This window comes from Streptomyces sp. NBC_01485, from assembly GCF_036227125.1.
Classification (GTDB): Bacteria; Actinomycetota; Actinomycetes; order Streptomycetales; family Streptomycetaceae; genus Streptomyces.
On the sequence record NZ_CP109435.1, the window covers coordinates 5,608,844 to 5,633,114 of the forward strand.

The 24,271-nt window shown below is 70.7% G+C and carries 21 protein-coding genes and 2 pseudogenes; 16 read left to right on the forward strand and 7 right to left on the reverse strand.

Translation table 11 applies throughout. The annotated features are described in order from the left end of the window. Window positions 1–121: 121 nt before the first annotated feature. The gene (locus tag OG352_RS25415) at window positions 122–802 is read right to left on the reverse strand and encodes a hypothetical protein (protein WP_329220014.1); all 681 of its coding nucleotides are present in this window, start codon (window positions 800–802) and stop codon (window positions 122–124) included. Window positions 803–1,179: 377 nt separating this feature from the next. Here OG352_RS25415 and OG352_RS25420 point away from each other — a divergent pair, with 377 nt between their 5' ends. Further along, the gene (locus OG352_RS25420; RefSeq protein ID WP_329220015.1) at window positions 1,180–2,025 is read left to right on the forward strand and encodes a tail fiber protein; all 846 of its coding nucleotides are present in this window, start codon (window positions 1,180–1,182) and stop codon (window positions 2,023–2,025) included. A 31-nt stretch (window positions 2,026–2,056) separates the two neighbouring features. On the opposite strand, the gene OG352_RS25425 is transcribed toward OG352_RS25420, so the two are convergent. From OG352_RS25425 to OG352_RS25435, 3 genes are read right to left on the reverse strand one after another with little or no spacing between them, the layout of a single operon-like run. Further along, the gene (locus tag OG352_RS25425; RefSeq protein WP_329220017.1) at window positions 2,057–2,206 is read right to left on the reverse strand and encodes a hypothetical protein; all 150 of its coding nucleotides are present in this window, start codon (window positions 2,204–2,206) and stop codon (window positions 2,057–2,059) included. Between the two features lie 3 nt (window positions 2,207–2,209). Further along, entirely contained in the window at window positions 2,210–3,211 is a 1,002-nt protein-coding gene (locus OG352_RS25430; protein ID WP_329220018.1) for an isopenicillin N synthase family dioxygenase, read from the reverse strand. Further along, window positions 3,204–3,671 carry a nucleoside deaminase gene (locus tag OG352_RS25435; RefSeq protein ID WP_329220020.1) on the reverse strand — a complete coding sequence of 156 codons (468 nt, stop codon included), beginning with the start codon at window positions 3,669–3,671 and terminating at the stop codon, window positions 3,204–3,206. Before OG352_RS25435 ends, OG352_RS25430 begins: the two co-directional genes overlap by 8 nt. Before the next feature lie 182 nt (window positions 3,672–3,853). Between OG352_RS25435 and OG352_RS25440 the strand changes: the two are divergent. The 3 genes and pseudogenes from OG352_RS25440 to OG352_RS25450 all read left to right on the forward strand — a co-directional run. After that, a pseudogene (locus OG352_RS25440) lies at window positions 3,854–4,528 on the forward strand (SPFH domain-containing protein); the annotation flags it as partial. Window positions 4,529–4,645: 117 nt separating this feature from the next. Beyond that, window positions 4,646–5,443: pseudogene (locus tag OG352_RS25445) on the forward strand (serine/threonine-protein kinase); the annotation flags it as partial. 150 nt (window positions 5,444–5,593) lie between these two features. After that, the gene (locus tag OG352_RS25450) at window positions 5,594–6,382 is read left to right on the forward strand and encodes a CDP-alcohol phosphatidyltransferase family protein (RefSeq protein WP_329220022.1); all 789 of its coding nucleotides are present in this window, start codon (window positions 5,594–5,596) and stop codon (window positions 6,380–6,382) included. 1 nt (window position 6,383) lies between these two features. Here the strand turns inward: OG352_RS25450 and OG352_RS25455 are convergent, their stop codons facing one another. Continuing rightward, window positions 6,384–7,118, reverse strand: coding sequence for a MerR family transcriptional regulator (locus OG352_RS25455; protein ID WP_329220025.1), 735 nt, complete (start codon window positions 7,116–7,118; stop codon window positions 6,384–6,386). A gap of 216 nt (window positions 7,119–7,334) precedes the next feature. Here OG352_RS25455 and OG352_RS25460 point away from each other — a divergent pair, with 216 nt between their 5' ends. Next, window positions 7,335–9,155 carry a protein kinase domain-containing protein gene (locus tag OG352_RS25460; RefSeq protein WP_329220027.1) on the forward strand — a complete coding sequence of 607 codons (1,821 nt, stop codon included), beginning with the start codon at window positions 7,335–7,337 and terminating at the stop codon, window positions 9,153–9,155. Between the two features lie 91 nt (window positions 9,156–9,246). On the opposite strand, the gene OG352_RS25465 is transcribed toward OG352_RS25460, so the two are convergent. After that, entirely contained in the window at window positions 9,247–9,666 is a 420-nt protein-coding gene (locus tag OG352_RS25465; RefSeq protein ID WP_329220029.1) for a PLD nuclease N-terminal domain-containing protein, read from the reverse strand. 168 nt (window positions 9,667–9,834) lie between these two features. On the opposite strand from OG352_RS25465, the gene OG352_RS25470 reads away from it, so the two are divergent. The 8 genes from OG352_RS25470 (at window position 9,835) to OG352_RS25505 (ending at window position 16,499) form a co-directional block, all read left to right on the forward strand. Then, a complete protein-coding gene (locus OG352_RS25470; RefSeq protein ID WP_329220031.1) occupies window positions 9,835–11,292 on the forward strand; it encodes a menaquinone biosynthesis decarboxylase in 1,458 nt (485 codons plus the stop codon). Continuing rightward, window positions 11,289–12,194: a menaquinone biosynthesis prenyltransferase MqnP gene (mqnP, locus tag OG352_RS25475; protein WP_329220033.1), complete on the forward strand. Its 906-nt coding sequence runs from the start codon at window positions 11,289–11,291 to the stop codon at window positions 12,192–12,194. The genes OG352_RS25470 and mqnP overlap by 4 nt, the downstream gene beginning before the upstream one ends. Window positions 12,195–12,346: 152 nt before the next feature. Then, on the forward strand, window positions 12,347–13,087 hold the full coding sequence (locus OG352_RS25480; RefSeq protein WP_329223961.1) for a UbiX family flavin prenyltransferase: 741 nt from the start codon (window positions 12,347–12,349) through the stop codon (window positions 13,085–13,087). A gap of 88 nt (window positions 13,088–13,175) precedes the next feature. Beyond that, window positions 13,176–13,631, forward strand: coding sequence for an Lrp/AsnC family transcriptional regulator (locus tag OG352_RS25485; protein ID WP_329220035.1), 456 nt, complete (start codon window positions 13,176–13,178; stop codon window positions 13,629–13,631). 48 nt (window positions 13,632–13,679) lie between these two features. Further along, window positions 13,680–14,843, forward strand: a complete 1,164-nt coding sequence (gene mqnE, locus OG352_RS25490) for an aminofutalosine synthase MqnE (protein WP_329220037.1) — start codon at window positions 13,680–13,682, stop codon at window positions 14,841–14,843. A gap of 10 nt (window positions 14,844–14,853) precedes the next feature. Beyond that, complete coding sequence (locus OG352_RS25495) at window positions 14,854–15,378, forward strand: GNAT family N-acetyltransferase (protein ID WP_329220039.1); 525 nt, start codon at window positions 14,854–14,856, stop codon at window positions 15,376–15,378. A gap of 107 nt (window positions 15,379–15,485) precedes the next feature. Further along, entirely contained in the window at window positions 15,486–15,773 is a 288-nt protein-coding gene (locus OG352_RS25500) for a DUF4229 domain-containing protein (protein WP_329220041.1), read from the forward strand. 81 nt (window positions 15,774–15,854) lie between these two features. Further along, on the forward strand, window positions 15,855–16,499 hold the full coding sequence (locus tag OG352_RS25505) for a TetR/AcrR family transcriptional regulator (protein WP_329220043.1): 645 nt from the start codon (window positions 15,855–15,857) through the stop codon (window positions 16,497–16,499). A gap of 27 nt (window positions 16,500–16,526) precedes the next feature. Here OG352_RS25505 and OG352_RS25510 read toward each other — a convergent pair whose 3' ends face one another. Further along, the gene (locus tag OG352_RS25510) at window positions 16,527–17,516 is read right to left on the reverse strand and encodes a MaoC family dehydratase (RefSeq protein ID WP_329220044.1); all 990 of its coding nucleotides are present in this window, start codon (window positions 17,514–17,516) and stop codon (window positions 16,527–16,529) included. A 211-nt stretch (window positions 17,517–17,727) separates the two neighbouring features. Here OG352_RS25510 and OG352_RS25515 point away from each other — a divergent pair, with 211 nt between their 5' ends. From OG352_RS25515 to OG352_RS25525, 3 genes are all read left to right on the forward strand, one after another. Continuing rightward, window positions 17,728–19,086 carry an acetyl-CoA C-acetyltransferase gene (locus OG352_RS25515; RefSeq protein WP_443072333.1) on the forward strand — a complete coding sequence of 453 codons (1,359 nt, stop codon included), beginning with the start codon at window positions 17,728–17,730 and terminating at the stop codon, window positions 19,084–19,086. A 363-nt stretch (window positions 19,087–19,449) separates the two neighbouring features. Further along, window positions 19,450–21,420, forward strand: a complete 1,971-nt coding sequence (locus OG352_RS25520; protein ID WP_329220046.1) for an AMP-dependent synthetase/ligase — start codon at window positions 19,450–19,452, stop codon at window positions 21,418–21,420. A 543-nt stretch (window positions 21,421–21,963) separates the two neighbouring features. Next, window positions 21,964–24,216 carry a LamG domain-containing protein gene (locus OG352_RS25525; RefSeq protein ID WP_329220048.1) on the forward strand — a complete coding sequence of 751 codons (2,253 nt, stop codon included), beginning with the start codon at window positions 21,964–21,966 and terminating at the stop codon, window positions 24,214–24,216. Window positions 24,217–24,271: the final 55 nt, after the last annotated feature.

The following is a 24,271-nucleotide window of genomic DNA, read 5'->3' on the forward strand; positions in this document are numbered from 1 at the left end:
AACTGTGACACTTCGGTGTGGAAGTGTCACAGTTCTACGGGAGGCCCGCCCGGAACAGATCCGCACGGCCACCCCCGGCGAACGCCTCAGCGGACTACCTGGTGTTGGACCGGCTGGACTGCTAGAAGCGCCGCAGTCGGAGCAGGAACTGGCAGCCGCCGGAGCGGCCGTCGGCGTCGATGCCGAGCGTCACCGGGTTGCCCGCGTAGGCCGTGCGGTACTGCCCGGCGGGCAGGTAGCCAAGGCACTGGGCGGAGTCGCCGTCCGGGTAGAACTGCACGTCGAGGCCGACGTCCGAGCGGCCCGACACGGCGAAGGTGAGGTTGCACCAGCCCGACCGGTTGTCGGTGTCGACCCGGACACTGGGACCGAAGGTCCGGAACGTCTGGATCGGCATCTGATAGACGCCCTGACTTCCGCACTGCCCGGCGTCGCCGCCGGCGCTGGCCTGGAAGCGGTACGTGAGGGACGCGCCCGCGAGAGTGCCGTTCGGGTCGTAGATGCCGAAGGCCAACTGGCAGCCGCCCGAGCGGCCGTCGGTGTCGAAGCGGATCGCCCGGGTCCAGTCCGGCGTGACGCCCCACTGCTGCCCTGTCGATCCGCCGCACTGACCGGCGTCACCGTCGGGGTTGAACTGGATGCCGATCTCCGGCTCGGCGGCGAGCGCGGTCGTTTCGGTGGCCGTCTCCGTGGTCGTTCCCGTGGCGTGTGCCGCCGTGCCGGACAGGCCGGCGATCAGCGCGCCGGCGGCCAGGACGCCGGCGAGTGCTCTCAGACGTCCGGGCAGGTGTGACTTTCGCATGGTTGTCCCCTCCCAGGGTGCCATCGGCGCAGGCCAGTAGCGCGCACGGGTCGGCCGCGCCGCTGTCCTGCGGTGTCGTGCGGTGTCGTGCGGTGTCGTGCGGTGTCGTGCGGTGTCGTGCGGTGTCGTGCGGTGTCGTGCGGTGTCGTGCGTGCGGGACGTTTTCCGTGCCCCGGCAGTGCGGACTCAGTATCGGTGTCCGGCTCCGGCTGGGTACCGGCGGTAACGGGCCATTCCGCACGGGCTCCCCATCGCGCCGAAATCTTGTGCGAACCGACCTGACACTGCATCATCTCCACTGATCCTTCACGTACTCACCGTCGGGGAACCGCAGACCCCGACCTGCCTGCGAGGCCCCGCTGAAACTCCCCGTTCCCTTGACGCGCAGAACCGCCGTGCTCGGTGCCACCTTGGTCGTCGTGCTTTCCGGTACCGCCGTGGCGGCGTCGCCCACAGCCACGGTGGCGGCGTCGGACAACAAGGTCCACGCGTGCGTCGACAAGACGCATCTGACGGTGCGGATCATCGACCCCGCCCGTACACACTGCACCGCGGCCGAACGCGACGTCTCCTGGAACATCACCGGGCCGCAGGGCACCACGGGCAAGACGGGTGCCACCGGGGCCAAGGGCGCTGAGGGTGCCACGGGAGCGGCTGGAGCGACCGGCGCGAAGGGCGATACCGGGGCCACCGGCGCGGCCGGTGCGACCGGCCCCGTCGGTCCTGCCGGCGCGGCGGGGCTCGCCGGGGCCACCGGCGCGAAGGGGGACACGGGCGCGAAGGGGGACACGGGCGCGACCGGGGCCACGGGGCCCGTGGGCGCGCAGGGCGACAAGGGAAGTACCGGCGCGACCGGGCCTGTTGGTGCCACAGGACCCACGGGGCCCACCGGCGCGGCCGGACCCGCCGGGCCGAAGGGCGACAAGGGCGACCCCGGGCGGGACTCGCGGTTCGGGAACGAGACCGGGACGGCGGCGTCGGGCCACGGGGAGACGTGCACGATCGGCTCGGTGTGGCTGTCGGCCGGATCCCGGGCGGGCGGGATCCCGGCAAAGGGGCAGCTGATGAGCATCACCGAGAACCAGCCGCTGTACTCGCTGCTCGGCACCACGTACGGCGGAAACGGAACGACGACGTTCCAACTGCCCGACCTGCGAAGCGCCGCACCCAACGGGCTCACCTACGTGATCTGCGCCGTCGGGGTCTACCCCTGGGCGGACTAGGCCCTGCCGGTCACGGACCGAACCCGGTGGATCAGGCCGCCGCTGCCTTCGGGTGGTGGCGGCGCAGGTCGGCGGCGAGGACGCGGTCGAGCGTGCGGTCGGACAGGAACGGGCCCGGGCGCATGATCAGGGCGGCATCCCGGCCGGCGGTGCAGCGGGTGCGCGGCCTGCCCGTCGTCACGGCCTAGTCCACGGTGATCGAGTCCAGCTTCTCGCGCAGGTACACGTGCGAGTCGACCGCCTCGTACGCCACCTGCCCGACCGGCGCGGGTACGGACTCCACGACCGTCCCAGGGGTGCACTCGCCGAAGTAGACGAGGGAGATCAGCTCCTCGGCGGGTGCGTCGGCGGGCGGGGGCAGGACGCGGTGGCGGCCCGAGCGCCAGCGGTCGCCGGTCCAACGGGCCATCAGGTCACCGATGTTGATGGTGAAGGCATCGGGATCGAAGGGCGCGTCCTCCCAGCCGCCCTCGTCCGTCCAGACCTGGAGCCCGCCCTTGCCGGCCTGCCGGTCGAGGATCGTCACCGTCCCGAAGTCGGTGTGCGGGCCGATGCGGAACTGGCCTGGCTGCGGCTCGCCGACGACCTCCGTCCCCGGGTACCAGTTGATGTTGAAGCCGTATGTCGGATGGTCCATGTGCCGGGAGAAGAAGTCGACTTCGAGGCCGAGCGCCTCCCCGAGCAGGGAGAGCAACCGCTTCTCCAGCTCGCCCATCCGGTCCAGGTACTCCTCGCAGAGCGCCTGAAGCCCCGGCACCTCCGTCGGCCACACGTTGGGCGCGTACCACTCCGCGTTGACCACCGGGTCGTCGAAGGGCTCGTGCGTGGCGAAGGTGAGCGACTCCTTCAGGTCCGGCGGGGTCTCCGTACCCTCCGAGTAGCCGTTCGCCTCCGCGCCGGGACCGAGCCAGCCCCGCCCCCCGACCTTCGCCGCGTACGGCTCCTTCACCTCGGCGGGCAGCGCGAAGAACGCCCGCGCGGCCGCCCGGATGCCGTCGCGGAGGGCGGGGTCCACTCCATGCCCGGTGACCAGCAGGAACCCGGCCGTCTGGAGCGCGTCGTCGACCGTGCGGGCGATGACCGTACGGGCCTGGGCGTCGCCGTCCAGCCAGGGGCGCAGGTCGATGGTCGGGATGCGGGGCGTGCGGGGTGTGTGGGGCCTGCGGGGGGTCTGGGGCTCACTCACCGATGTCCTCGTTCCACAGTGCCGGGTTCTTCTCGATGAAGTCGCGCATCATCGCGACGCACTCGGGGTCGTCCAGGAGCACGATCTCGACGCCGTGTTCCGCCAGCCAGTCGTGCCCGCCGTGGAAGGTGACCGCCTCGCCGATCACGACGCGCGAGATGCCGAACTGCCGGACCAGTCCGGAGCAGTACCAGCAGGGGGACAGGGTCGTCACCATCGTCGTACCGCGATACGTGCGCTGCCGTCCCGCCGCGCGGAACGCGGCCGTCTCCGCGTGCGTCGACGGGTCGTCGTCCTGGACGCGCCGGTTGTGGCCCCGGCCCAGCAGGGTGCCGTCCGGGCCGTGGAGCGCCGCGCCGATCGGGATGCCGCCCTCGGCGAGCCCGGCACGGGCCTCGGCGACGGCGGCGGCGAGCCAGGCGCGTTCCTGTGACTGTTCCAACCGATCCGACTGGTTCATGCGCTTACTCTGCTGCGGCGGGAACGCGAGGGCAACGAGGGCGCGAACTTCTCGACGGCGGCGAACCGCTCCTCGTCAACGGCTTCGGGGAACGGGCTGCGTACGGTGGCCTGAGGGCGGGAGAATCCGGGTAACCCCAGGGGACGTACGGGAACACCCCGAGGGGATAAGGGGGAGTCGCCTTGCAACCGCTCTACATCGTGCTGATCGTCGTCGGGTTGCTCCTCTTCATCCTGGTGATCAAGAGCGTCCACATCATCCCGCAGGCCAGCGCCGCCATCGTCGAGCGGTACGGCCGCTACACGCGCACGCTCCACGCGGGCTTCAACGTCGCGGCCCCGTTCATCGACACCATCCGCAACCGCATCGACCTGCGCGAACAGGTCGTCCCGTTCCCGCCGCAGCCGGTGATCACCCAGGACAACCTGGTCGTCAACATCGACACCGTCATCTACTACCGGGTGACCGACGCCCGGGCCGCGACCTACGAGGTCGCCAGCTACATCCAGGCGATCGAGCAGCTCACCATCACCACGCTCCGCAACATCACCGGCGGCATGGACCTGGGGCGGATCCTGACCGCCCGCGAGGAGATCAACGCGGCCCTGCGCGGCGTCCTGGACGAGGCCACCGGCAGATGGGGCATCCTCGTCAACCGCGTCGAGCTGAAGGCGATCGAGCCCCCGACCTCCATCCAGGACGCGATGGAGAATCAGGTGCGCGCCGACCGTGACAAGCGCGCCGCGATCCTCACCGCCGAAGGCACCCGGCAGGCCACCATCCTGCGGGCCGAGGGCGAGCGGGAGGCCGCGAAACTGAAAGCGCAGACGGACCGTGAGGTGGCCGCGATCGTGGCCGGGAAACCGGTCACGGCGGCGGACCCGGCGCTCCGGCGGCCCCTGCCCGAGTACCGCCCCGTCCACCAGCCCCTCCGCCCCCACGACCCCCGCACCCTCGGTCGCTACCGCCTCACCGCCCGCCTCGGCGAGGGCGGGATGGGCACCGTGTTTCTCGGGCGGTCGCCCGGGGAGCGGCTGGTGGCGGTGAAGGTGATCCAGGACGAGCACGTCGCCGACCCGATGTTCCGCAAGCGGTTCGGCCGGGAGATCGACGCCGTGCGGCGGGTCGGCGGGTTCCACACCGCGCCCGTCGTGGACGCCGACCCCGACGGCAGTCCCCCCTGGCTGGCCACCGAGTACGTGCCGGGCCCCTCGCTGCACGACGTCCTCAAGCAGACCGGCCCGCTGACGATGCGGACCCTGCACACCCTCGCCGTCGGAGTCGCCGAGGCGCTGGAGGGCATCCACGCCTGCGGGATCGTCCACCGCGACCTCAAGCCCGGCAACATCATCGTGTCGGGCACCGGCCCCCGCGTCATCGACTTCGGTCTCGCCCGCGCCCTGGAGAGCTCCCAGCTCACCCGCTCCCACGAAGTCGTCGGCACCCAGGGCTTCCTCGCGCCCGAGCAGTACAACGGCATGGCGATCACGCCCGCCACGGACCTGTACGCCTTCGGGCTGGTGCTGTGTCACGCCGCCGGGGTCCTGCCCCTGCAGCACGGCGAAACCCTCGCCGCCGCACTGAAGTTGCTGCCGGGCGGCCTGGCCGACGTCATCATCCGCTGCCTCCAGGAGAATCCCGCCCTCCGCCCGGCCCCCTCCGACGTGCTGAAGGAACTCACCCCGGGCGTCTCGCCGTCCGAGGACTGGCTGTCGCCGCCCCTTCGCGCGCTGGTCGACCTCCACAACCGCCCCGCCGCAGCGGGCTTTTGAGGGATCTGTAGCCTGGCCCGATCATTCGGGGCCTGCGGGTCGGGGGCTGTGGGTCGGAGGCTGTGGGTCGGGGCTTGCGGGTCGAGGACTCGTGGCTCGGGGACTCATGGCTCCGGGACTTGTGGGTCGAGGGTTTGTGGAGGAACGGTCATGGGTGCTGCTCCGGTGCTGGAGGAGCTGCGGGAGGTCTGCCAGCCGCAGGCCAAGCTCGCCAGTCGCAACGGCGAGCACTGGGCGGGCCGGCTGTACATGCGCCGCGTCTCGCTGCGGCTCACCCGCCAGTTGGTCCGCACCCCGGTCACCCCGGACCAGCTGACCTGGACGATGGTGGTGTGCGGCGTGCTGTCCGGCGCGGCGCTGCTCGTCCCGGGGCTCACCGGGGCCGTACTCGCCGCCCTGCTCATGCAGTTGTTCCTCCTCTTCGACTGCGTCGACGGCGAAGTCGCCCGCTGGAAGGGGCAGAACAGCGCGACCGGCATCTACGTCGACCGGCTCGGCGCGTACCTCGCCGACGCGGCGCTGATGATCGGCTTCGGCTTCCGGGCCGCCGAGTCCGGCCTCGTCGGCGGCTGGGCGGGCTTCAACGGCTGGGTGTCGCTCGGCCTCGCGACCGCGCTCGGCGTCGTGCTGCTGAAGGCCTCGACCGACCTGGTGGACGTGGCCCGCGCCCGCCGGGGGCTGGCCGTCGCCGACGACGAGTCCAGCGCGCCCCGCTCGCAGGGCGTCGCCTCGCTGCGCCGGCTCGCCGCCGCCTTCAAGATCCACCGGGTCACCAACGGCATCGAGGCCTCCCTCGTCCTGGTCGCCGTGGCGGTGGCGGACGCGGTGACCGGCGGCGTCGAGCCGACCCGCTGGGCGCTGGCGGCGATCGCCGCGATCACCTGGCTGATGGTCCCGGCCCACCTGCTGTCGATCCTGTCGTCGTCCCGGCTGCGCTGAGTCAGCCCATGCAGCCCATGCAGCCCATGTGGTCCACGCAGTCCAGGTAGTCGTGCAGACGCCCCGCGCCCGCCAGCATCGCGCGCGTGCGGGACGTCAGCGTCTGCGCCCGCGCCGCGAGCGTCGCCCGCAGCGCCGCCTCGCTGCCGCCCTCCCGGCGCAGCTCCGCCAGCACCGGCCGGATCTGCGCGAACAGGTGGTGGCTGCGCCGCAGGGACTGGATCACCCGGGCGTCCCGCACCTCGGCGGGGCCGAACACGCGGTAGCCGGTGCCGCGTTCACGCGGCGGCGCGAGCAGCCCGGCCGCCTCCCACACCCGCAGCGCGGACGTCCGTACGCCGAGCAGCGCGGCGACGTCGCCGATGCGCAGACCGGAGCGGTCCCGCACCAAGGGTGCCTCGCCGGCCAGCGCCGTCAGTGCCTCGTCCGTCGCCCGCAGGGCCGCGCGTTCCTCGTGCAGTGCGGCGTGGGCCGCGTCGACGAGGGCGAGGGCGGCCGGGACGTCACCGGCGTGCAGCGTCCGCATGATCCGGGCCGCCGGAACCGGCCCGTACCCCTTCACCAGCGCGCGGTAGGTCAGCAGCGCCTGCCGGTGTACGTCCGTGAACGTGCGGTAGCCCGACGTCGTGCGCCCGGCCGGCGGCAGGACGCCCGCCTCCTCGTAGTTGCGGATCTGCTGCGTCGAGAGCCCGACGAGCCGGGCGAGGTCGACGGAGCGCAGTCGGCGTTCGGTCATGCTGTCGGGCTCCGGGGTGAGGGAGCGACCAGCCTAGATCTCCGACAGGGTCTTGCCCGCGCCCCCGCTGACCGATGTTTGAACTCGTGTACCGCGTACGGGATTTCGACCAACTGTTCGCCTACTGGGCTTAAGCTGGGCCGCGCCCACGAAGCAGACCATGCAGCAGGGCATGCAGCAGACCATGTAGCAGAGCAGTCCCGCCGGGAGGCAGTTGTGGCAGCGCTGGAGCCGGACGATCCGCGCTCCGTCGGGGAGTACCAGTTGCTGAGCAGACTGGGCGCGGGCGGTATGGGGCGGGTCTACCTGGGCCGTTCGCCGGGCGGACGGCCCGTCGCGGTCAAGGTGGTGCACTCCGAACTGCTCCGCAGGCCCGAGTTCCGCTCCCGGTTCCGGCGTGAGGTGCAGGCGGCCCGCTCGGTCAGCGGGGCCTTCACCGCCCCGGTGATCGACGCCGACCCGGACGCGAACCTGCCCTGGCTGGTGACCAGTTACATCGCCGGGCCCTCACTGGAACAGGCGGTCGCCGAGCGGGGGCCGTTCGAACCGGCGGCGGTGCTGGCGCTCGCCGCCGGTCTCGCCGAGGCGCTGGTGTCGATCCACTCCGTGAACCTGGTGCACCGCGACCTCAAGCCCTCCAACGTGCTGCTCGCCGAGGACGGCCCGAGGGTCATCGACTTCGGGATCGTGCGGAGCCTCGAGAGCGACTCGCTCACCGCGACCGGACTCCTGGCCGGCTCGCCGGGATTCATGGCCCCCGAGCAGGTGGCCGGCGGCACGATCACCCCGGCGAGCGACGTGTTCTGCCTCGGCGCGGTGCTGGCCTTCGCGGCGACCGGAGCCAACCCCTTCGGCACCGGGCCCACCCCCGCCCTGCTCTACCGCGTGGTCCACGACGAACCCGACGTCGACGCGATCGCCGACCCGGCCCTGCGCTCGCTCGTCTCCGCGTGTCTGGCGAAGGACCCCGGCAGCCGCCCGACCCCGCGTCAGATCCTCACCCATGTCGGCCCGGCCGTCGGCGTCCCGCACGAGCCCGGCCCTTCGATGGCCGCCGCCGTTCACACACCCGCGCGGGCCGGTGCGGCGGAGAGCCGGGAGCATCCGCGTACCCAGGTGCCGCCGACGCACGCGGCCACCCAACTGGACACCGCCGCCCGTCCGCTCCGGCCACCCCTGCCACAGCAACCGCACGGCCCGGGCGACCAGGGCGGCCCAGGCAACCCGTACGGCCCGACCGTCCCCAGCGACCCCGGCAGCCGCATCCCCAGCCCCAGCTATAGCCATAGCCGTCGTGGCTTCCTGTTCGCCGGGGCCGGTGCCGTCACCGCGCTCGGCGTCGGCGCGGGCGTCTGGTTCACCCGTTCCGGCGGCGAGGCCTCCGACCGGGACGCCTCGCCCTCGCCCTCCTCCTCTCTCACCGCCCCCGCCGTCAGCACCCCCGCCCCCGTCGGCCGCTGGCCCCTCGACGAGGCGTCCGGGGACCTGGCCCGGGACACCCTCGGCGGCAACGACGGCACCGCGACCGGCGTCCAATGGCAGGGCGGGGCCGCTGTGTTCGACGGGAAGGGCAGCCAGATCGTCACCGCGGCCCCGGTGGTCGACACGAGCGAGGGCCGCAGCTTCTCCGTGTCGGCGTGGGTGCGGCTGACGGCGATCCCGGGCTCCTTCGCCACCGCCGTCAGCGAGGACGGCGACATCAACAGCCGCTTCTTCCTCCAGTACTCCGGCGACGAACGGCGGTGGGTCTTCGCCGGCGTCGGCCAGCGCGCGGTGGCACGCACCGCCCCCGCGGCGGGTGTCTGGACCCACCTCGTCGGCGTGTGCGACGGCCCCGGACGCCGGCTGCGCCTCTACGTCGACGGCGTCCAGGAGGCGACCGTGGCCGACACCACCGCCGCGGGCGGCCCCCTGGTGATCGGACGGGCCAAGTACAACGGCGGCCCCGCCGACTTCTTCCCCGGCGCCATCAGGGACGTACAGGTCTACGACCAGGCCCTGACCACCGCCCAGGTCAAGACCCTGAAGCCCCTGTAGCCGCTGAAGGCCCTGAAGCCTCTGAAGCCCCTGAAGTGAGCACCGCCGGCCTGGTCGCCTTCGCGGTCGTGAGCCCGCGCAGCGCCGGCGGTCAGCCGTCCTTCGGGTCCTCGCCGGACTCGCGGCGCTTCAACTCCTCCTCGCGGCGACGCAGATCGGCCTCCCAGTCCTTCAGGAGAGCCTCGTCGTCCACGTCTTCGGAGGATGAGGAGGAGGGGGCCTCGTCCTTCAGGGACTTGAGGAACTCGGGGTTGTCGTCCGGTGCGACCCACTCGGTGCGGCGGCCGCGACGCCACTCGGACGGTGTCGAGCCGTCCGTGGGCGCGCGGCGCGCCTTCCCGGCCACCAGCCAGGCGACCGGCCCGACGAGCACCTCGCCGAAGAGCAGGATGATGATGACCCAGACCACCTTCGGCAGCCCCCGCACCTCCTCCTCGGGAGTGTTGAGGCAGTCGATGAAGGCGTAGATCCACAGTGCCAGGACCAGCAGGAACGGCAGATACCTGAGCATGGTGACGGGATCCCTCAGAAGACGGTGACGGGGCGTGGGACGGCCCCGGTGACGGGGCCAGGGTAGCGGGTGGCCGCTGTGCCATCCCGGGGACGACCCCCGGATCCCCGGCAGAAAAGCAAGGGGCGGGCGTCAGGACGAAGCAGGCCCTCGGTGATACTGGGACACATGGCTTACGACGATCTTCGTTCCCTGCTCAGGGCACTGGAACGCGAAGGCGACCTCAAGCGCGTCAAGGCCGAGGTCGATCCGTATCTGGAGGTCGGGGAGATCGTCGACCGCGTCCAGAAGGCAGGCGGCCCGGCGCTGCTCTTCGAGAACGTGAAGGGCTCCTCGATGCCCCTCGCGATGAACGTCTTCGGCACCGACCGGCGGCTGTTGAAGGCGCTGGGGCTGAAGTCGTACGCGGAGATCAGCGAGAGGATCGGCGGGCTGCTGCGACCCGAGCTGCCGCAGGGCTTCGTCGGCGTGCGCGAGGCGTTCGGGAAGCTCGGCGCGATGACGCACGTACCGCCGAGGAAGGTGAAGGCCGGCGACGCGCCCGTCCAGGAGGTCGTCCTGCACGGCGACGACGTCGACCTCGACGCCCTCCCCGCCCTCTTCACCTGGCCGCAGGACGGCGGCTCCTTCTTCAACCTGGGCCTGACCCACACCAAGGACCCGGAGTCCGGGATCCGCAACCTCGGCCTGTACCGCCTCCAGCGCCACGACAAGCGCACGATCGGCATGCACTGGCAGATCCACAAGGACAGCCGCAACCACTACCAGGTCGCGGCCAGGAAGGGCGAGCGGCTGCCGGTCGCGATCGCCTTCGGCTGCCCGCCCGCCGTCACCTACGCCTCCACCGCCCCGCTCCCCGGCGACATCGACGAGTACCTGTTCGCCGGGTTCCTCGCGGGCAAGCGGATCGAGATGGTCGACTGCAAGACGGTGCCGTTGCAGGTGCCGGCGCAGGCGGAGGTCGTCATCGAGGGCTGGCTGGAGCCCGGCGAGATGCTCCCGGAAGGCCCCTTCGGCGACCACACCGGCTTCTACACCCCGCAGGAACCGTTCCCCGCGCTGAAGATCGACTGCGTGACGATGCGGAAGCGGCCGCTGCTCCAGTCGATCGTGGTCGGCCGCCCGCCGACGGAGGACGGCCCGCTGGGCCGCGCCACGGAGCGCTTCTTCCTGCCGTTGTTGAAGATCATCGTCCCGGACATCGTGGACTACCACCTCCCCGAGGCCGGCGGCTTCCACAACTGCGCGATCGTCTCGATCGACAAGAAGTACCCCAAGCACGCGCAGAAGGTCATGCACGCGGTCTGGGGCGCGCACATGATGTCCCTGACCAAGCTGATCGTGGTCGTCGACGCCGACTGCGACGTCCACGACCTGCACGAAGTCGCGTGGCGGGCACTCGGCAACACGGACTACGCCCGCGACCTGTCCCTCGTCGAAGGCCCGGTCGACCACCTCGACCACGCCTCCTACCAGCAGTTCTGGGGCGGCAAGGCAGGCATCGACGCGACCCGGAAGTGGCCCGAGGAGGGCTACACGCGGGACGGGGGCTGGCCGGAGATGGTCGTCTCCGACCCGGACACGGCGGCGAAGGTCGACAGCCGCTGGAAGGAGTACGGACTGTGAGCGCCTCCGCGTCGGCCGCACTTCCCCAGCCGGGCCGCACGAAGGCGTTTTTGCGCCTGGTGATGATCGAACACTCGGTCTTCGCGCTGCCCTTCGCCTACATCGCCGCGCTGACGGCGATGTTCCGGACGGACGGCACCATCCACTGGGCGAGGCTGCTGCTGGTCACCGTCTGCATGGTGGGTCTGCGCACCTTCGCGATGGCGGTGAACCGGATCATCGACCGCGAGATCGACGCCCGTAACCCGCGCACGGCCCACCGCGAACTGGTGACGGGCGCGGTGTCGGTGAAGCACGCCTGGACGGGCGCGCTGATCGCGGTCGCGGTCTTCCTCGGCTCGGCGGCCCTCCTGAACCCCCTCTGCCTCGCCCTCGCCCCCGTCGCGGTCGTCCCGATGGTCGTCTACCCCTACGGCAAGCGGTTCACGAACTTCCCGCAGGCCATCCTGGGTCTGGCCCAGGCGATGGGCCCGATCGGAGGCTGGCTGGCGATCACCGGCGAGTGGTCCTGGGACGCGGTGATCCTCGGGCTCGCCGTCGGGATCTGGATCGGCGGCTTCGACCTGATCTACGCCTGCCAGGACGTCGAGACCGACCGAGAGATCGGCGTCCTGTCGGTCCCGGCCCGCTTCGGCATCCCGGCGGCGGTCTGGAGCGCCCGCGCCTGCCACGCCGTGACGACGGCCCTGTTCGTCTGGTACGCCCTGGCCACCGACGCCGGCGCGTTCTTCTGGCTCGGCCTGCTGATCGTCGCGGGCGCGTTCGTCTACGAGCACACCATCGTCCGACCCCACGATCTGACCCGTCTGAACAGGGCGTTCTTCTCGACGAACGGTTTCATCGGCATCAGTCTCTTCGTGTGCGCGCTGATCGACCTGCTGGTGCGGGGGCTCTCGGTGTAGTTCGCGTACTCCGTACGGGTGAACAGGTGCGCGGAGGGAGCAAAGGGAGTGTGCGGGCTCCAGGCCCGGCCGGTCCTGAGTGTGCGCTGACCCACGGGTACGCTCAAGGTGTGAACGCAGGAGAAACGCAGCGCGTGCCTTGGATCGTGGGGGTGTCCGGGGCGTCCGGTACGCCCTATGCCGCCGCCGTGCTGCGTGCGCTGCTCGCCGCGGGCGAGAGCGTCGACCTGGTGGTCAGCCGGGCCTCGCGCCTCACGCTGCTCGACGAGACCGGGATCTCCTTCCGGGACGCCCACTGGCGGGACGACCTGCGGGAATGGCTCGCACGCGGAGCGGACGGCAAGCCGGACACCTTCGACGTGGACCTCGAAACGGGCCTGGACCCAGAAACGGGCAGGGACCTCGAAACGGGCCGGGTCCTTGACACGGGCGGGGTCCTTGACACGGGCCGGGTCCTCGACACGGGCGGGGGCGGTGACCGGGTGCGGTACTGGAGCGCCGGTGATCTGGCTGCCGGGCCGTCCTCGGGGTCGTACCGCACGAAGGGCATGCTCATCGTGCCCGCCTCCACCGCCTGTGTCGCCGGAGTCGCCCTCGGCCTGTCCAAGGACCTGCTCCAGCGGGCGGCGAGCGTGACGCTCAAGGAGCGCCGGACGCTCGTCGTCGCCGTACGGGAGACCCCGTTGAACGGGCAGACCCTGCGGCATCTCGTCGCCCTGGACGACGCGGGCGCGAGCGTCGTGCCCGCCTCGCCGGCCTTCTACGCGGGGGCCACCCACATCCAGGACCTGGTCGACTTCGTCGCGGGCCGGGTCCTCGACGCGGCGGGCGTGACGCACGGGCTCTATCGCCGGTGGGAGGGCGAGTTGGGCGGCGGCCCCCGCCCGGCCTGAGTTGTCCACACCTCCTCAGACCAGACCTCCTCAGACCAGACCTTCTCCAGACCACTTCAGACTTTTCAGCGGAAGGCTTCGATCGCACATGGACGCGGTGGACAGGCAGCTCATCCAGGCTCTGCGGGAGAACGGCCGGGCCTCCTACGCCGAGCTGGGACGCCTCGTCGGACTGTCGGGACCCAGCGTCACCGACCGCATCAACCGGCTGGAGGCGGCCGGCATCATCACCGGCTACCGCGCCTCGGTGAACGCCGCCCAACTCGGTCTCGGCGTCACCGCCCTCATCGGCATCTCCCTCTCCGACGCCGCCGACCACGAGGACGTGGCGAACCGGATGAAGGAGCTCGGCGAGATCGAGGACTGCTGGTTCATCGCCGGCGACGACTCGTTCATGCTCAAGGCGCGGGCGAACGACGTCGACGGCCTGGAGAAGATCATCCGGCGGCTGTCGGGAACGAAGGGCGTATCCCGGACCCGTACGACCATCGTGCTCTCCACGAAGTGGGAGAACCGGGTCGGAGAGCTGCCGGAAGAAGTCTGAGCCCGACGGCGTACGGTTTAGCAGGTCTGTCTAGGAGAGGTGTGGGGCATGGATGTCGGGCTCAAGCGCGAGCTGGAGGAGAAGGTCAGGGCCGGTGAGCGGCTGACCCGTGAGGACGGCGTCGCGCTGTACGAGTCGGACGACCTGGCCTGGCTCGGCGGACTCGCGCACGAGGTGCGGACGCGCAAGAACGGCGACGTCGTTCACTTCAACGTCAACCGGCACCTCAACATGACCAACGTGTGCACGGCGTCCTGCGCCTACTGCTCCTTCCAGCGCAAGCCGGGCGAGAAGGACGCGTACACGATGCGCATCGAGGAGGCGGTGAAGCTCGCCAAGTCGATGGAGGGCGAGAACCTCACCGAACTGCACATCGTCAACGGGCTCCACCCCAACCTCCCCTGGCGCTACTACCCGCGCTCGCTGCGCGAGCTGAAGGCGGCCCTGCCGGACGTCTCGCTCAAGGCGTTCACGGCGACGGAGATCCACCACTTCGAGACGATCAGCGGCCTGTCGGCGTCCGAGATCCTGGACGAGCTGATCGACGCGGGCCTGGAGTCGCTGACCGGCGGCGGCGCGGAGATCTTCGACTGGGAGGTCCGCGAGCACATCGTGGACCACCGCACCCACTGGGAGGACTGGTCGCGCATCCACCGGCTGGCGCACGAGAAGGGTCTCAAGACCCCGTGCACCATGCTGTACGGCCACATCGAGGAGCCGAAGCACCGCGTCGACCACGTCCTCAGGCTCCGTGAGCTCCAGGACGAGACGAACGGCTTCCAGGTCTTCATCCCGCTGCGCTACCAGCACGACTTCGTGGACATGAAGGACGGCAAGGTCCGCAACCGCCTCCAGGCCCGTACCCAGATGGCGACGGGCGCGGAGGCCCTGAAGACCTTCGCGGTCTCGCGTCTCCTCTTCGACAACGTCCCGCATGTCAAGGTCTTCTGGGTCATGCACGGCGTCCAGACCGCCCAACTGGCCCTCCAGCACGGCGCGGACGACATGGACGGCTCGGTCGTCGAGTACAAGATCACGCACGACGCCGACAACTACGGCACCCCGAACAAGCTGACCCGCGAGGACCTGCTCGACCTCATCCGCGACGCCGGCTTCCGCCCGGTGGAACGCAACACGCGGTACGAGATCATCCGCGAGTACGACGGTCCCGACCTGGCGCGTCGCGAGTCGCCGCAGGCGATGCGAGTGTGACGACGGCACGATGACACTGGCTTTCACCCTTGACCCCGAGGTGACCCCCGCCCTCAGGGAGGACGTCCTCTCCCTGTGGGCGGACGTGTCGAACGCGGGCGGCCCGGTCGGCTTCGTCGCGCCGGTGACGGCGGACGACGTACGGCCCGAGCTGGTCAAGCACTTCGTCGCGATGGCGGAGGGACGCACCCGGCTGCTGGTCGGCCGGGACGCGTCGGGCACGGTCGCCGCGACCGCGTTCCTCTCCTTCAACACGCACCGGCTGATGCGGCACTGGCTGTGGCTGTACACGGTGATGGTGCACCCCCGCCACCACGGCCGGGGGTACGGCCGGGACCTGCTCGCCGCCGCCGAGGACGCCGCCCGCGGCCTCGACGGCATCGAGGCGATCCGGCTCACCTGCCGCGGCGGACACGGCCTGGAACGCTTCTACGGCTCCTGCGGCTACAAGGAGGTCGGCCGGGTGCCCGGCGCGATCCGCGTCGCCCCCGGGGACGACCGGGACGACATATTCATGCTGCTGCCGCTGATGTGAGCCGCGCCCCCCGCCGGAAGACCGACGGGGTCGCGTGCTTCACTGGATGGCAGTGTTCGGTTGGCATTGTTCGGTTGGGACCGTTCGTTACGGAAGAGTGGATTGAGATGTTCCGCTACACACTGATGCGCCTCGGTGTCTTCGCCGGCTGCCTCGTGGTCGTCTGGGGCCTCGTCTACTCGGGCGTCATGCCGCGCGGCCTCGGCGACTCCAACATCATGTGGATCGTCCTGCTCTCGCTGGTGATCTCCGCGCCGATCAGCTTCGTGGTGCTGCGCAAGGAGCGCGACCGCGCCTCGGTCACGGTCGTGGAGCGCGTGGACCGTATGAAGGCCAACCTGGAGGCCAACCGGTCCCAGGAGGACGAGGCGATCGACTCCGCCCAGGCTTCCTGACCTACCGCAGGACCTTCCCGGAAACTTCCTGGGACCTTCCCGGGAACCGCCTGCGGCCGGGGGGCGAACTAGTCTTGCTCCATGGGTGCCGTGAAGACCAAGCGGATGCCGCGTGCGGTCCGTGAGCAGCAGATGCTGGACGCCGCCGTGGAGACCTTCGGCCGCCGCGGGTACATGGCCGCGTCGATGGACGAGATCGCCGAACTCGCGGGCGTGTCCAAGCCGTTGGTCTACCTGTACCTGAACTCCAAGGAAGACCTCTTCACGGCCTGCATCCGGCGCGAGGCGAAGGCGCTCGTCGAGGCGGTCCGCACCGGCGTCCGCACCGACCTCCCCGCCGACCGCCAACTCTGGGACGGACTGCGGGCGTTCTTCGCCCACACCGCGCGGCACCCGCACGCCTGGTCCGTCCTGCACCTCCAGGCCCGCACGCACGGCGAGCCGTTCGCCGCCGAGGTGGCGGCGATGCGCGAGGAGATCGTCGCGTTCGTCACCCACCTGATCCTGGTCGCCGCCCGCGAGGCCCACCGCGACCCCGACCTCCCCGAACGCGAGGTCGCCGGCCTCGCCGAGGCCCTGGTCGGCGCGGCCGAGTCCCTGGCCGCCTGGTCCAACACCACCGACACCGTCACAGCCCGCCAAGCAGCGGCAACCCTGATGAACTTCGCCTGGTCGGGCCTGGCCAACCTCATGAACGGCCACCCCTGGTCCCCACCGGAGGGGTAGCCCGCCCGAGGGCGCGTGCGTGAAGGGTCACGAGAGGAGCGGATCCACCCGCCCGGTGACATGCACCCGTCCCGGCTCTCCTGAACCTCCCGTCTCTCCCGGTTCGCGGAGTTCGAAGCGTGCGCCGTCCGATGCGTAGGTCACCGTGCCCGGCAGCAGGACGGGTGTCCGGAAGTCGGCGCGGACCCGGACCGCCTGGGGGGTGCCGTGGGCGGCGAGGCAGCGGGCGACGGTCCACATGCCGTGGGCGATGGCGCGGGGGAAGCCGAAGAGGCGGGCGGTGAGGGGGTGCAGGTGGATGGGGTTGCGGTCGCCGGAGGCGGCGGCGTAGCGGCGGCCGACGTCGGCGGCGAGCCGCCACTCGTCGAGCGCGGGGAGTACGGGAAGTACGGGGAGTACGGGGAGCGGGCCGGGTCCCGGTTCCCTCGGCGCGGGCGCGGGCGCGGGCGGGGCCTCCGTGCGGTGCCGGGCCAGATACGTGCTCGTCGACTCCCACACGACCTCGCCGCCGCCGCCGTGCCGCAACTCGCGGCCCCCTTCCCTCAACTCGCCGCCGCCGTCCCGCAACTCGCCGCTGCCCCTCAACTCACCGCCGCCGTCCCGCAACTCGGTGACGACGATCGCCTCCGTCCCCCTCCGGTGCGGCACCAACTTCGCGACGTACACGGTGAGTTCGTACGTCCCCGTGGCCGTGAGGGCGGTGTGGCGGGTGAGCTCGATCGAGGTGTGGACGAGGCCGAGCAGCGGGAGGGGGAAGTCCCGGCCGCTCATGATGCTCATGGCCAGCGGGAAGCCCAGGACGTGCGGATAGGTGAGCGGCAGGGCGTCCTCGCCGGTCGGGAAGCCGCACACCCGCTCGTAGGCGGCGAGGCGGGCCAGGTCGACGCGCAGCCCGGGCAGGACGAGCCGCCCCCCGGCGAAGGCGACGCCCGGCCGGGGCCGCTTGAACGGTGAGCGCAGGGCGCCGAGGGCGAACAGCGGGCCGAGGGACGGGGCGCCGGAGAGAACCTTGGCCACGGCCACTACGCCGGCCGTCGGGTGAGGAGGCGGCCGGGTGCGGTGGCGGTGAAGCTCAGACAGCGGTCGGCCATGATGATCTCCCACGGGCTCGGCGCACACGGCGTACGGGATCCCGTACGGAATCCCGTAAGGGGTCCCATAAGGGGTCCTTACTCCGAAGTAAGGTTACCGTGGGTAAGTCTAGGTCAAGGGTGAGGAGCAGGTCGAGATGAGTACCTCGGAGCCAGCACGGACGAGCCAGCGGGTGAGCCACCTGAAGGTCGCCGGGAGCGGCGCGCCGCGACCCCGGCCGGAACTCCCGCGCGTCCGCCGCGTCGCGATCGTCGGCGGCACCCGCATCCCCTTCGCCCGCTCCGACGGCCCCTACGCCACCGCCTCCAACCAGGAGATGCTGACGGCGGCCGTGAACGGCCTTGCGAACCGCTACGCGCTCGATGTGCCGGGCGTGGTGGGCGAGTTGGTCGCCGGCGCCGTCCTCAAGCACAGCCGTGACTTCAACCTGGCCCGCGAGACCGTCCTCGGCTCGAAGCTGGACGCCCGCACCCCCGCCTACGACATCCAGCAGGCCTGCGGCACCGGTCTCCAGGCCGTGATCGCCGCCGCCAACAAGATCGCCCTCGGCCAGACCGAGTCCGCGATCGCGGGCGGCGCCGACACCGCCAGCGACGCGCCCCTCGGTGTCAACGACCGCCTGCGCCGCATCCTGTTGGAGGCCCGCCGGGCGAAGTCGACCGGCGCCCGCCTCAAGGCGCTCACGCAGATCCGCCCCGCCCACCTGATCCCCGAGATCCCGCGCAACGCCGAACCGCGCACCGGCCTGTCCATGGGCGAGCACGCGGCGGTCACCGCCCGCGCCTGGGGCGTCGACCGCGAGGCCCAGGACGAACTGGCGGCCACCAGCCACCAGCGGCTCGCGGCGGCGTACGAGCGGGGCTTCTTCGGCGACCTGGTCGTCCCGTTCCGCGGCCTGGCCCGCGACCAGAACCTGCGCCCGGACTCGACGGCCGAGCAACTGGCCCGACTGAAGCCAGTGTTCGACACCGACGGCCCCAACCCGACCATGACGGCGGGCAATTCGACCCCGCTGACGGACGGCGCGGCCGTCGTGCTCCTCGCCTCCGAGGAGTGGGCCGAGGCGCGGGGCCTGGAGCCGCTCGCCTACCTGACCGCGTACGAGACGGCGGCCGTGGACTTCGTGCGCGGCGATGTGGCCGACGGGCGGGACGGGTTGCTCATGGCCCCCGCCCACGCCGTCCCCCGCATGCTGGAGCGGACCGGTCTGGGCATCGACGACTTCGACCTCTTCGAGGTCCACGAGGCCTTCGCCTCGCAGGTGTTGGCGACGCTGGAGGCCTGGGAGAAGCAGGGCCTCGCGCCGATCGACCGCGACCGGCTGAACACCGCCGGCTCCTCCCTCGCGACCGGCCACCCCTTCGCGGCGACCGGCGCCCGTATCGTCGCGACGCTGGCCAAGCTGCTCGCCGAACAGGACGGCCCCGCACGGGGGTTGATCTCCATCTGCGCGGCGGGCGGCCAGGGCGTGACCGCGATCCTGGAACGAGCCTGAAGCGCGAGCCCGATCCTGGAACGATCCCGAGCCCGATCCTGGAACGATCCCGATCCCGATCGCGCAACGAGCCCGAGCCCGATCCCGCAACGAACCGGAAGCCAGAGCCCGAGCCCGGCCCCGGAGTGAACCTGAAGATTCCTCACATAACCCCCGAGACTGCACACCCCTGACCCGAGAACATCCCGGAACACGCACAAGCCCCCCACGTGAGGGCCGTACGATCCCGTACTTAACCGGCGGTAACCCGGTAACCCCCTCCTTAGGGGGCATCCCGGTTGAACGCCGGTTGAACGCCGCAGTGCGCTCAGTACGTACGTCATGCAGCAAGCAGTTTGTCGCTGCACGCTCAGGGAGCCGCCCGTGTCCACCCCGTACTCAGCCGCCGGTGCGGCCTACGCGTCCGCCGACTACCACGACGACGACGCTCCCCCCGCCCTCGTGGAACCGGAGACGCGACGGCTGGACGGCGTGGTACGGGAGGCGTCCGTGCCGGCACTGGCGCGCCCGGTGACGTACGGGTCGCTCGCCGACCTGCCCTACGACAACGCCGCCGCCGCCCCCGAGGCGGTGGTCCTCAGCCGTAAGGAGAAGGACGGCGACGGCGACGCCGTCTGGACCGACATCACGGCGGAGCGCTTCGCGGCCCAGGTCCACGCGGTCGCCAAGGGCCTGATAGCGGAGGGCCTCGTCCCCGGCGACCGGCTTGCCATCATGGCCCGCACGACGTACGAGTGGACGCTGCTCGACTTCGCGGCCTGGGCGGCGGGCCTGGTCACCGTCCCCGTCTACCCGACCTCCTCCGTCTTCCAGACCCGCTGGATCCTGCACGACTCCGGCGCGGTCGCCCTGGTCACCGAGACCGGTGGCCAGGCGGCGGCGCTCGGCCCCGAGCTCGACCGGCTGCCCGACCTCCGTCACCTGTGGGTCATGGACAAGGGGCATGTGGACCGGCTGATCGAGGCGGGCGCGCACGTCCCGGACGCCGAGGTGGAGATCCGCCGGGGGATGCTCGTCCCCGACACCCTCGCCACCCTCATCTACACCTCCGGCACCACCGGCCGCCCCAAGGGCTGCGCGCTCACCCACGGCAACTTCTTCGCCGAGGTCGACAACGCGATCGAACTCCTCTCCCCGGTCTTCAAACCGAAGGGCGAGAAACCGAAGGGCGAGGACCTCTCCGTCCTCCTCTTCCTCCCCATGTCCCACGTCTTCGGCCGGATGGTCGCCATCGCCTGCGTCCGCGCCCGCGTCCGCCTCGGCCACGCCCCCAGCCTCAGGTCCGACGACCTCCTCCCGGACCTGGCCGCCTTCAGACCCACCTGTCTCCTGGCCATCCCGTACATGCTGGAGAAGGTCTTCAACACGGCCCGCGCGAAGGCGGAGACGGGCGGCCGGCTGTCCACCTTCGACCGCGCGGTCGGGGTGGCCCGCCGCTACGGCGAGGCGGTCGAGGCGCAGAAGACCGGCACCGGATCCGGCCCGGGGGCCACCCTCCGCGCGGGCCGCGCCCTCTACGACCCGCTCGTCTACCGCCGCATCCGCAACGCCATGGGCGGCCGCGTCCGGTACGCCATCTGCGGCGGCTCCCCGCTCGGCCGCCGCCTCTCCTCGTTCTACCTGGGCGCGGGCATCGAGATCTACGAGGGCTACGGCCTGACGGAGACGACGGCCGCGACGACGCTGACCCCGCCGCTCAAACCCCGCCTGGGGACGGTGGGCTGGCCGATGCCCGGCACGAAGATCCGCATCGCGGCGGACGGCGAGATCCTCGTCGCGGGCGACCACGTCCTGCGCGGCTACTGGGACCCGGCGGCCGGGGGAGTGGTCCCCGCAGCGCCCGACGGCTGGCTCTCCACCGGCGACCTCGGCGAGCTGGACGACGAGGGCTATCTGACGATCACCGGCCGCAAGAAGGAGATGATCATCACGGCGGGCGGCAAGAGCGTCGCCCCCGCGCCCCTGGAGAACTGGCTGCGCTCGCACCCCCTGATCTCCCAGGCCATGGTCCTGGGCGACGGCCGCCCCTACGTCTCCGCCCTCCTCACCCTCGACCTCGACGGTCTCACCCACTGGCGTCAGATACACGGCAAGCACCCGGTCCCGGCGGAGCTGCTGATCGACGACGAGGACCTGAACGCCGTACTCCAGCGCGCGATCGACGACGCCAACAAGCTGGTGTCCCGCCCGGAGTCCATCCGCCGCTTCACCATCCTGCCGAGGGACTTCTCGGAGTCGGCCGGCCACCTCACCCCGTCGATGAAACTCCGCCGCGAGACGATCATGCGGGACTTCGCGGAGCAGGTGGAGGGGCTGTACGGGCAGGAGCGGTAGCGGTAGCAGAGCAGTAGGCGGGGTGAGGGGTTCGCGGGCGAGGGCCGGTCCGGGAACCCCTTTCCGCACCCGGCCGCCCGAAACTCGCTTCCTGGCTGCCCCCTGTGGCATCTGGCAGTGCCGGGCCCTGACGGCCCGTGTCGACATGACCCCCACGACGGTCACCTGGTCCGCCTTTCACCAGCCTGACCGTGAGGGAGTTGGGCAGCCTGCGCCTCGGCCCGTTCGTCTTCGAACGAGGTGCGGGGGCGGGTGGTATCGGTCTCGATCCACCGACCTTCACCAAATGCCCAAGTTATAAAGCCCGTGTAAAGCCCCGTATTAATACCCATGGTCCGGGGGTGACCCCCGCCTCGATTCTTACGGGGTGGACGCAGAGGTGGCGTACATGCCAAGCGGGTGCTGTCAAGGTTCCCGTCGCCGGTGAGGAGTGACCAGAACAGCGAGAGGGCTCTCCCCGTCACGAAAGGCAAGCACATGTTGACTAACAACGATTCAGCGGTAGAGGCGGGGGCGGAAGCCCCGCGCCGGCGACGACGGCCCATGCGCACCGGTCTCGTCACGGCCCTCTCTGTCGCGCTGGTCACCGGCGGCGGGCTGGTGATGATCGCCTCCAACGCGCAGGCCGACATCACCACCGGTCTGGTGCTGAACTACAAGCTGGACGAAACCTCCGGCACGGTCGCCCACGACTCCTCGGGCCACGGCCACGACGGTACGGTCCTCGGCACCGCGAACCTGGGCGGCGACAACGGGCTGGGCTTCAACGGCACCGACACCAGCGTCAAGCTGCCGAACAACATCATGCAGGGGCTGGACTCGATCTCGGTCGACTTCAACGTGTGGGTCGACTCCACGCAGACCACGCCGTACATGTTCTACGGGCTGGGCAACACCAGCGGCAGCAACGGCAACGGCTACCTGTTCACCACCGGAAACGCCTTCCGGACGTCGCTGTCGCTGACCGACTACACGGCCAAGAAGGACATCCTGCCGACGGACACGACCTACGGGCTGCCGCGAGGTACGTGGGAGCACGTGACGTACACGCAGACCGGCACCACCGGCATCATGTACGAGAACGGCGTGGAGAAGGCCCGCAACACGAACGTCACCATCACCCCGGGTGCGATCGGCGGCGGGACGACGACCGCGAACTTTATCGGCAAGTCCCTGTACTCCAACGACAAGTACTTCAAGGGCCGTATGCGGGACTTCCGCATCTACGACCACGCCCTGTCCTCGGGCGAGGTGGAGAGCCGGGCCAACGACGCGAACCTGCAGGCTGAGGAGCTGCAGGCCATGGGCACCTACAACGGTGCGCTCGATGCGTTCGAGGACCCCCAGATCGGGCCCGTCCTCATCTTCCCGTCGGACTACGCCCGGGACGTCGACGACGCGGAGCGGCCGCCGGACTGGAAGGACTCCAACGGGAACACCCCGACCCTGTGGCCCGCTCCCACCGGTGCGAAGAGCCAGTTCACGTTCGACCAGATCGGCACACTGCAGGCCACGGCCTACGCCACGATAAACCCGCCCGACGCGACGCCCGACGACCCGACGGACGACGACGCGCCGTACGAGGCGAAGGCCAAGTACGTCGGGATGAGCGACCGGATCGTGGTGACCACCAACGCCCCGGCCTCGGTCACCGACCCCCTGGTCAGCGCGCACCCCAACCAGATCGTGATCGACAGGACCGACGCCCTTCCCACGTCGACACCCGTGTGCAACGCGCAGGCCGGTGTCACCACCGGTCTGGTGGTGGACTACAAGCTGGACGAGACGGACGGCACGGCCGCCCACGACTACTCGGGCAACGGCCGCGACGGCACGGTCCTCGGTACCGCCGACCTGGGCGGTGACGAAGGAGTGGGCTTCAACGGCACCGACACCGCCGTCAAGCTGCCGAACAACGTCATGGCAGGGCTGAACTCCATCACGGTCGACTTCGACGTGAAGGTCGACGCCACCCAGGGCACGCCGTACATGTTCTACGGGCTGGGCAACACCAGCGGCAGCAACGGCAACGGCTACCTGTTCACCACGGGTACCGCTTTCCGGACCTCGCTGTCGATGACCGACTACACGGCCAAGCAGGACGTCAAGCCGACGGACACGACGTACGGCCTGGCACGCGGCGTGTGGAAGCACGTGACGTACACGCAGACCGGCCACACCGGCATCATGTACGAGAACGGCGTGGAGAAGGCCCGCAACACGAACGTCACCATCACCCCCGGTGCGATCGGCGGCGGGACGACGACCGCGAACTTCATCGGCAAGTCCCTGTACTCCAACGACCAGTACTTCAAGGGCCGGATGCGCGACTTCCGCATCTACGACCGCGCCCTGACCCCGGTCGAGGTCCTGGACCGCGCCGACAACCCCGACACGAAGTGGGAGCAGGTGCAGGCCCTGGCCGACAACAACTGCGCACTCGCCTACTTCGAGGACCCGGTCATCGGTCCGGTGATCATCTTCCCGTCGGACTACGCGGGAGACATCAACAACCTGGCGACGCCGGACGGCTGGACCGACCACGCCGAGGTCGCCCCGACGACCTGGCCCACCGTCACCACCGCGAAGAGCGACACCTTCACCGCCGCCCAGATCAAGGAGGTCACTGACGACATCAACGCGGCGGTCGCGCCCTACGCCGACGGAACCTACAGCGTGCTCATCGGCTACGACGGGATGAGCGACCGGATCGTGGTCACCACCAACGCCCCGGCCTCCGTCACGGACCCGCTGCTCGCAGCACACCCCAACATGATCACCATCCAGCAGGCGTGACCTGACAGACATCAGGACCGACTGAGTTCAGAGCGGGGCCCGGGTCACCACCCGG

Excerpts from the sequence above, each read along its gene's own strand:
- mqnE (WP_329220037.1), top strand. The coding sequence starts at position 13,680 with ATGGATGTCGGGCTCAAGCGCGAGCTGGAGGAGAAGGTCAGGGCCGGT.
- OG352_RS25455 (WP_329220025.1), bottom strand. The coding sequence starts at position 7,118 with ATGACCGAACGCCGACTGCGCTCCGTCGACCTCGCCCGGCTCGTCGGG.
- OG352_RS25465 (WP_329220029.1), bottom strand. The coding sequence starts at position 9,666 with ATGCTCAGGTATCTGCCGTTCCTGCTGGTCCTGGCACTGTGGATCTAC.
- OG352_RS25415 (WP_329220014.1), bottom strand. The coding sequence starts at position 802 with ATGCGAAAGTCACACCTGCCCGGACGTCTGAGAGCACTCGCCGGCGTC.
- OG352_RS25495 (WP_329220039.1), top strand. The coding sequence starts at position 14,854 with ATGACACTGGCTTTCACCCTTGACCCCGAGGTGACCCCCGCCCTCAGG.
- OG352_RS25515 (WP_443072333.1), top strand. The coding sequence starts at position 17,728 with ATGAGTACCTCGGAGCCAGCACGGACGAGCCAGCGGGTGAGCCACCTG.
- OG352_RS25525 (WP_329220048.1), top strand. The coding sequence starts at position 21,964 with ATGCGCACCGGTCTCGTCACGGCCCTCTCTGTCGCGCTGGTCACCGGC.
- OG352_RS25505 (WP_329220043.1), top strand. The coding sequence starts at position 15,855 with ATGGGTGCCGTGAAGACCAAGCGGATGCCGCGTGCGGTCCGTGAGCAG.
- OG352_RS25450 (WP_329220022.1), top strand. The coding sequence starts at position 5,594 with ATGGGTGCTGCTCCGGTGCTGGAGGAGCTGCGGGAGGTCTGCCAGCCG.
- OG352_RS25500 (WP_329220041.1), top strand. The coding sequence starts at position 15,486 with ATGTTCCGCTACACACTGATGCGCCTCGGTGTCTTCGCCGGCTGCCTC.
- OG352_RS25485 (WP_329220035.1), top strand. The coding sequence starts at position 13,176 with ATGGACGCGGTGGACAGGCAGCTCATCCAGGCTCTGCGGGAGAACGGC.
- OG352_RS25470 (WP_329220031.1), top strand. The coding sequence starts at position 9,835 with ATGGCTTACGACGATCTTCGTTCCCTGCTCAGGGCACTGGAACGCGAA.
- OG352_RS25435 (WP_329220020.1), bottom strand. The coding sequence starts at position 3,671 with ATGAACCAGTCGGATCGGTTGGAACAGTCACAGGAACGCGCCTGGCTC.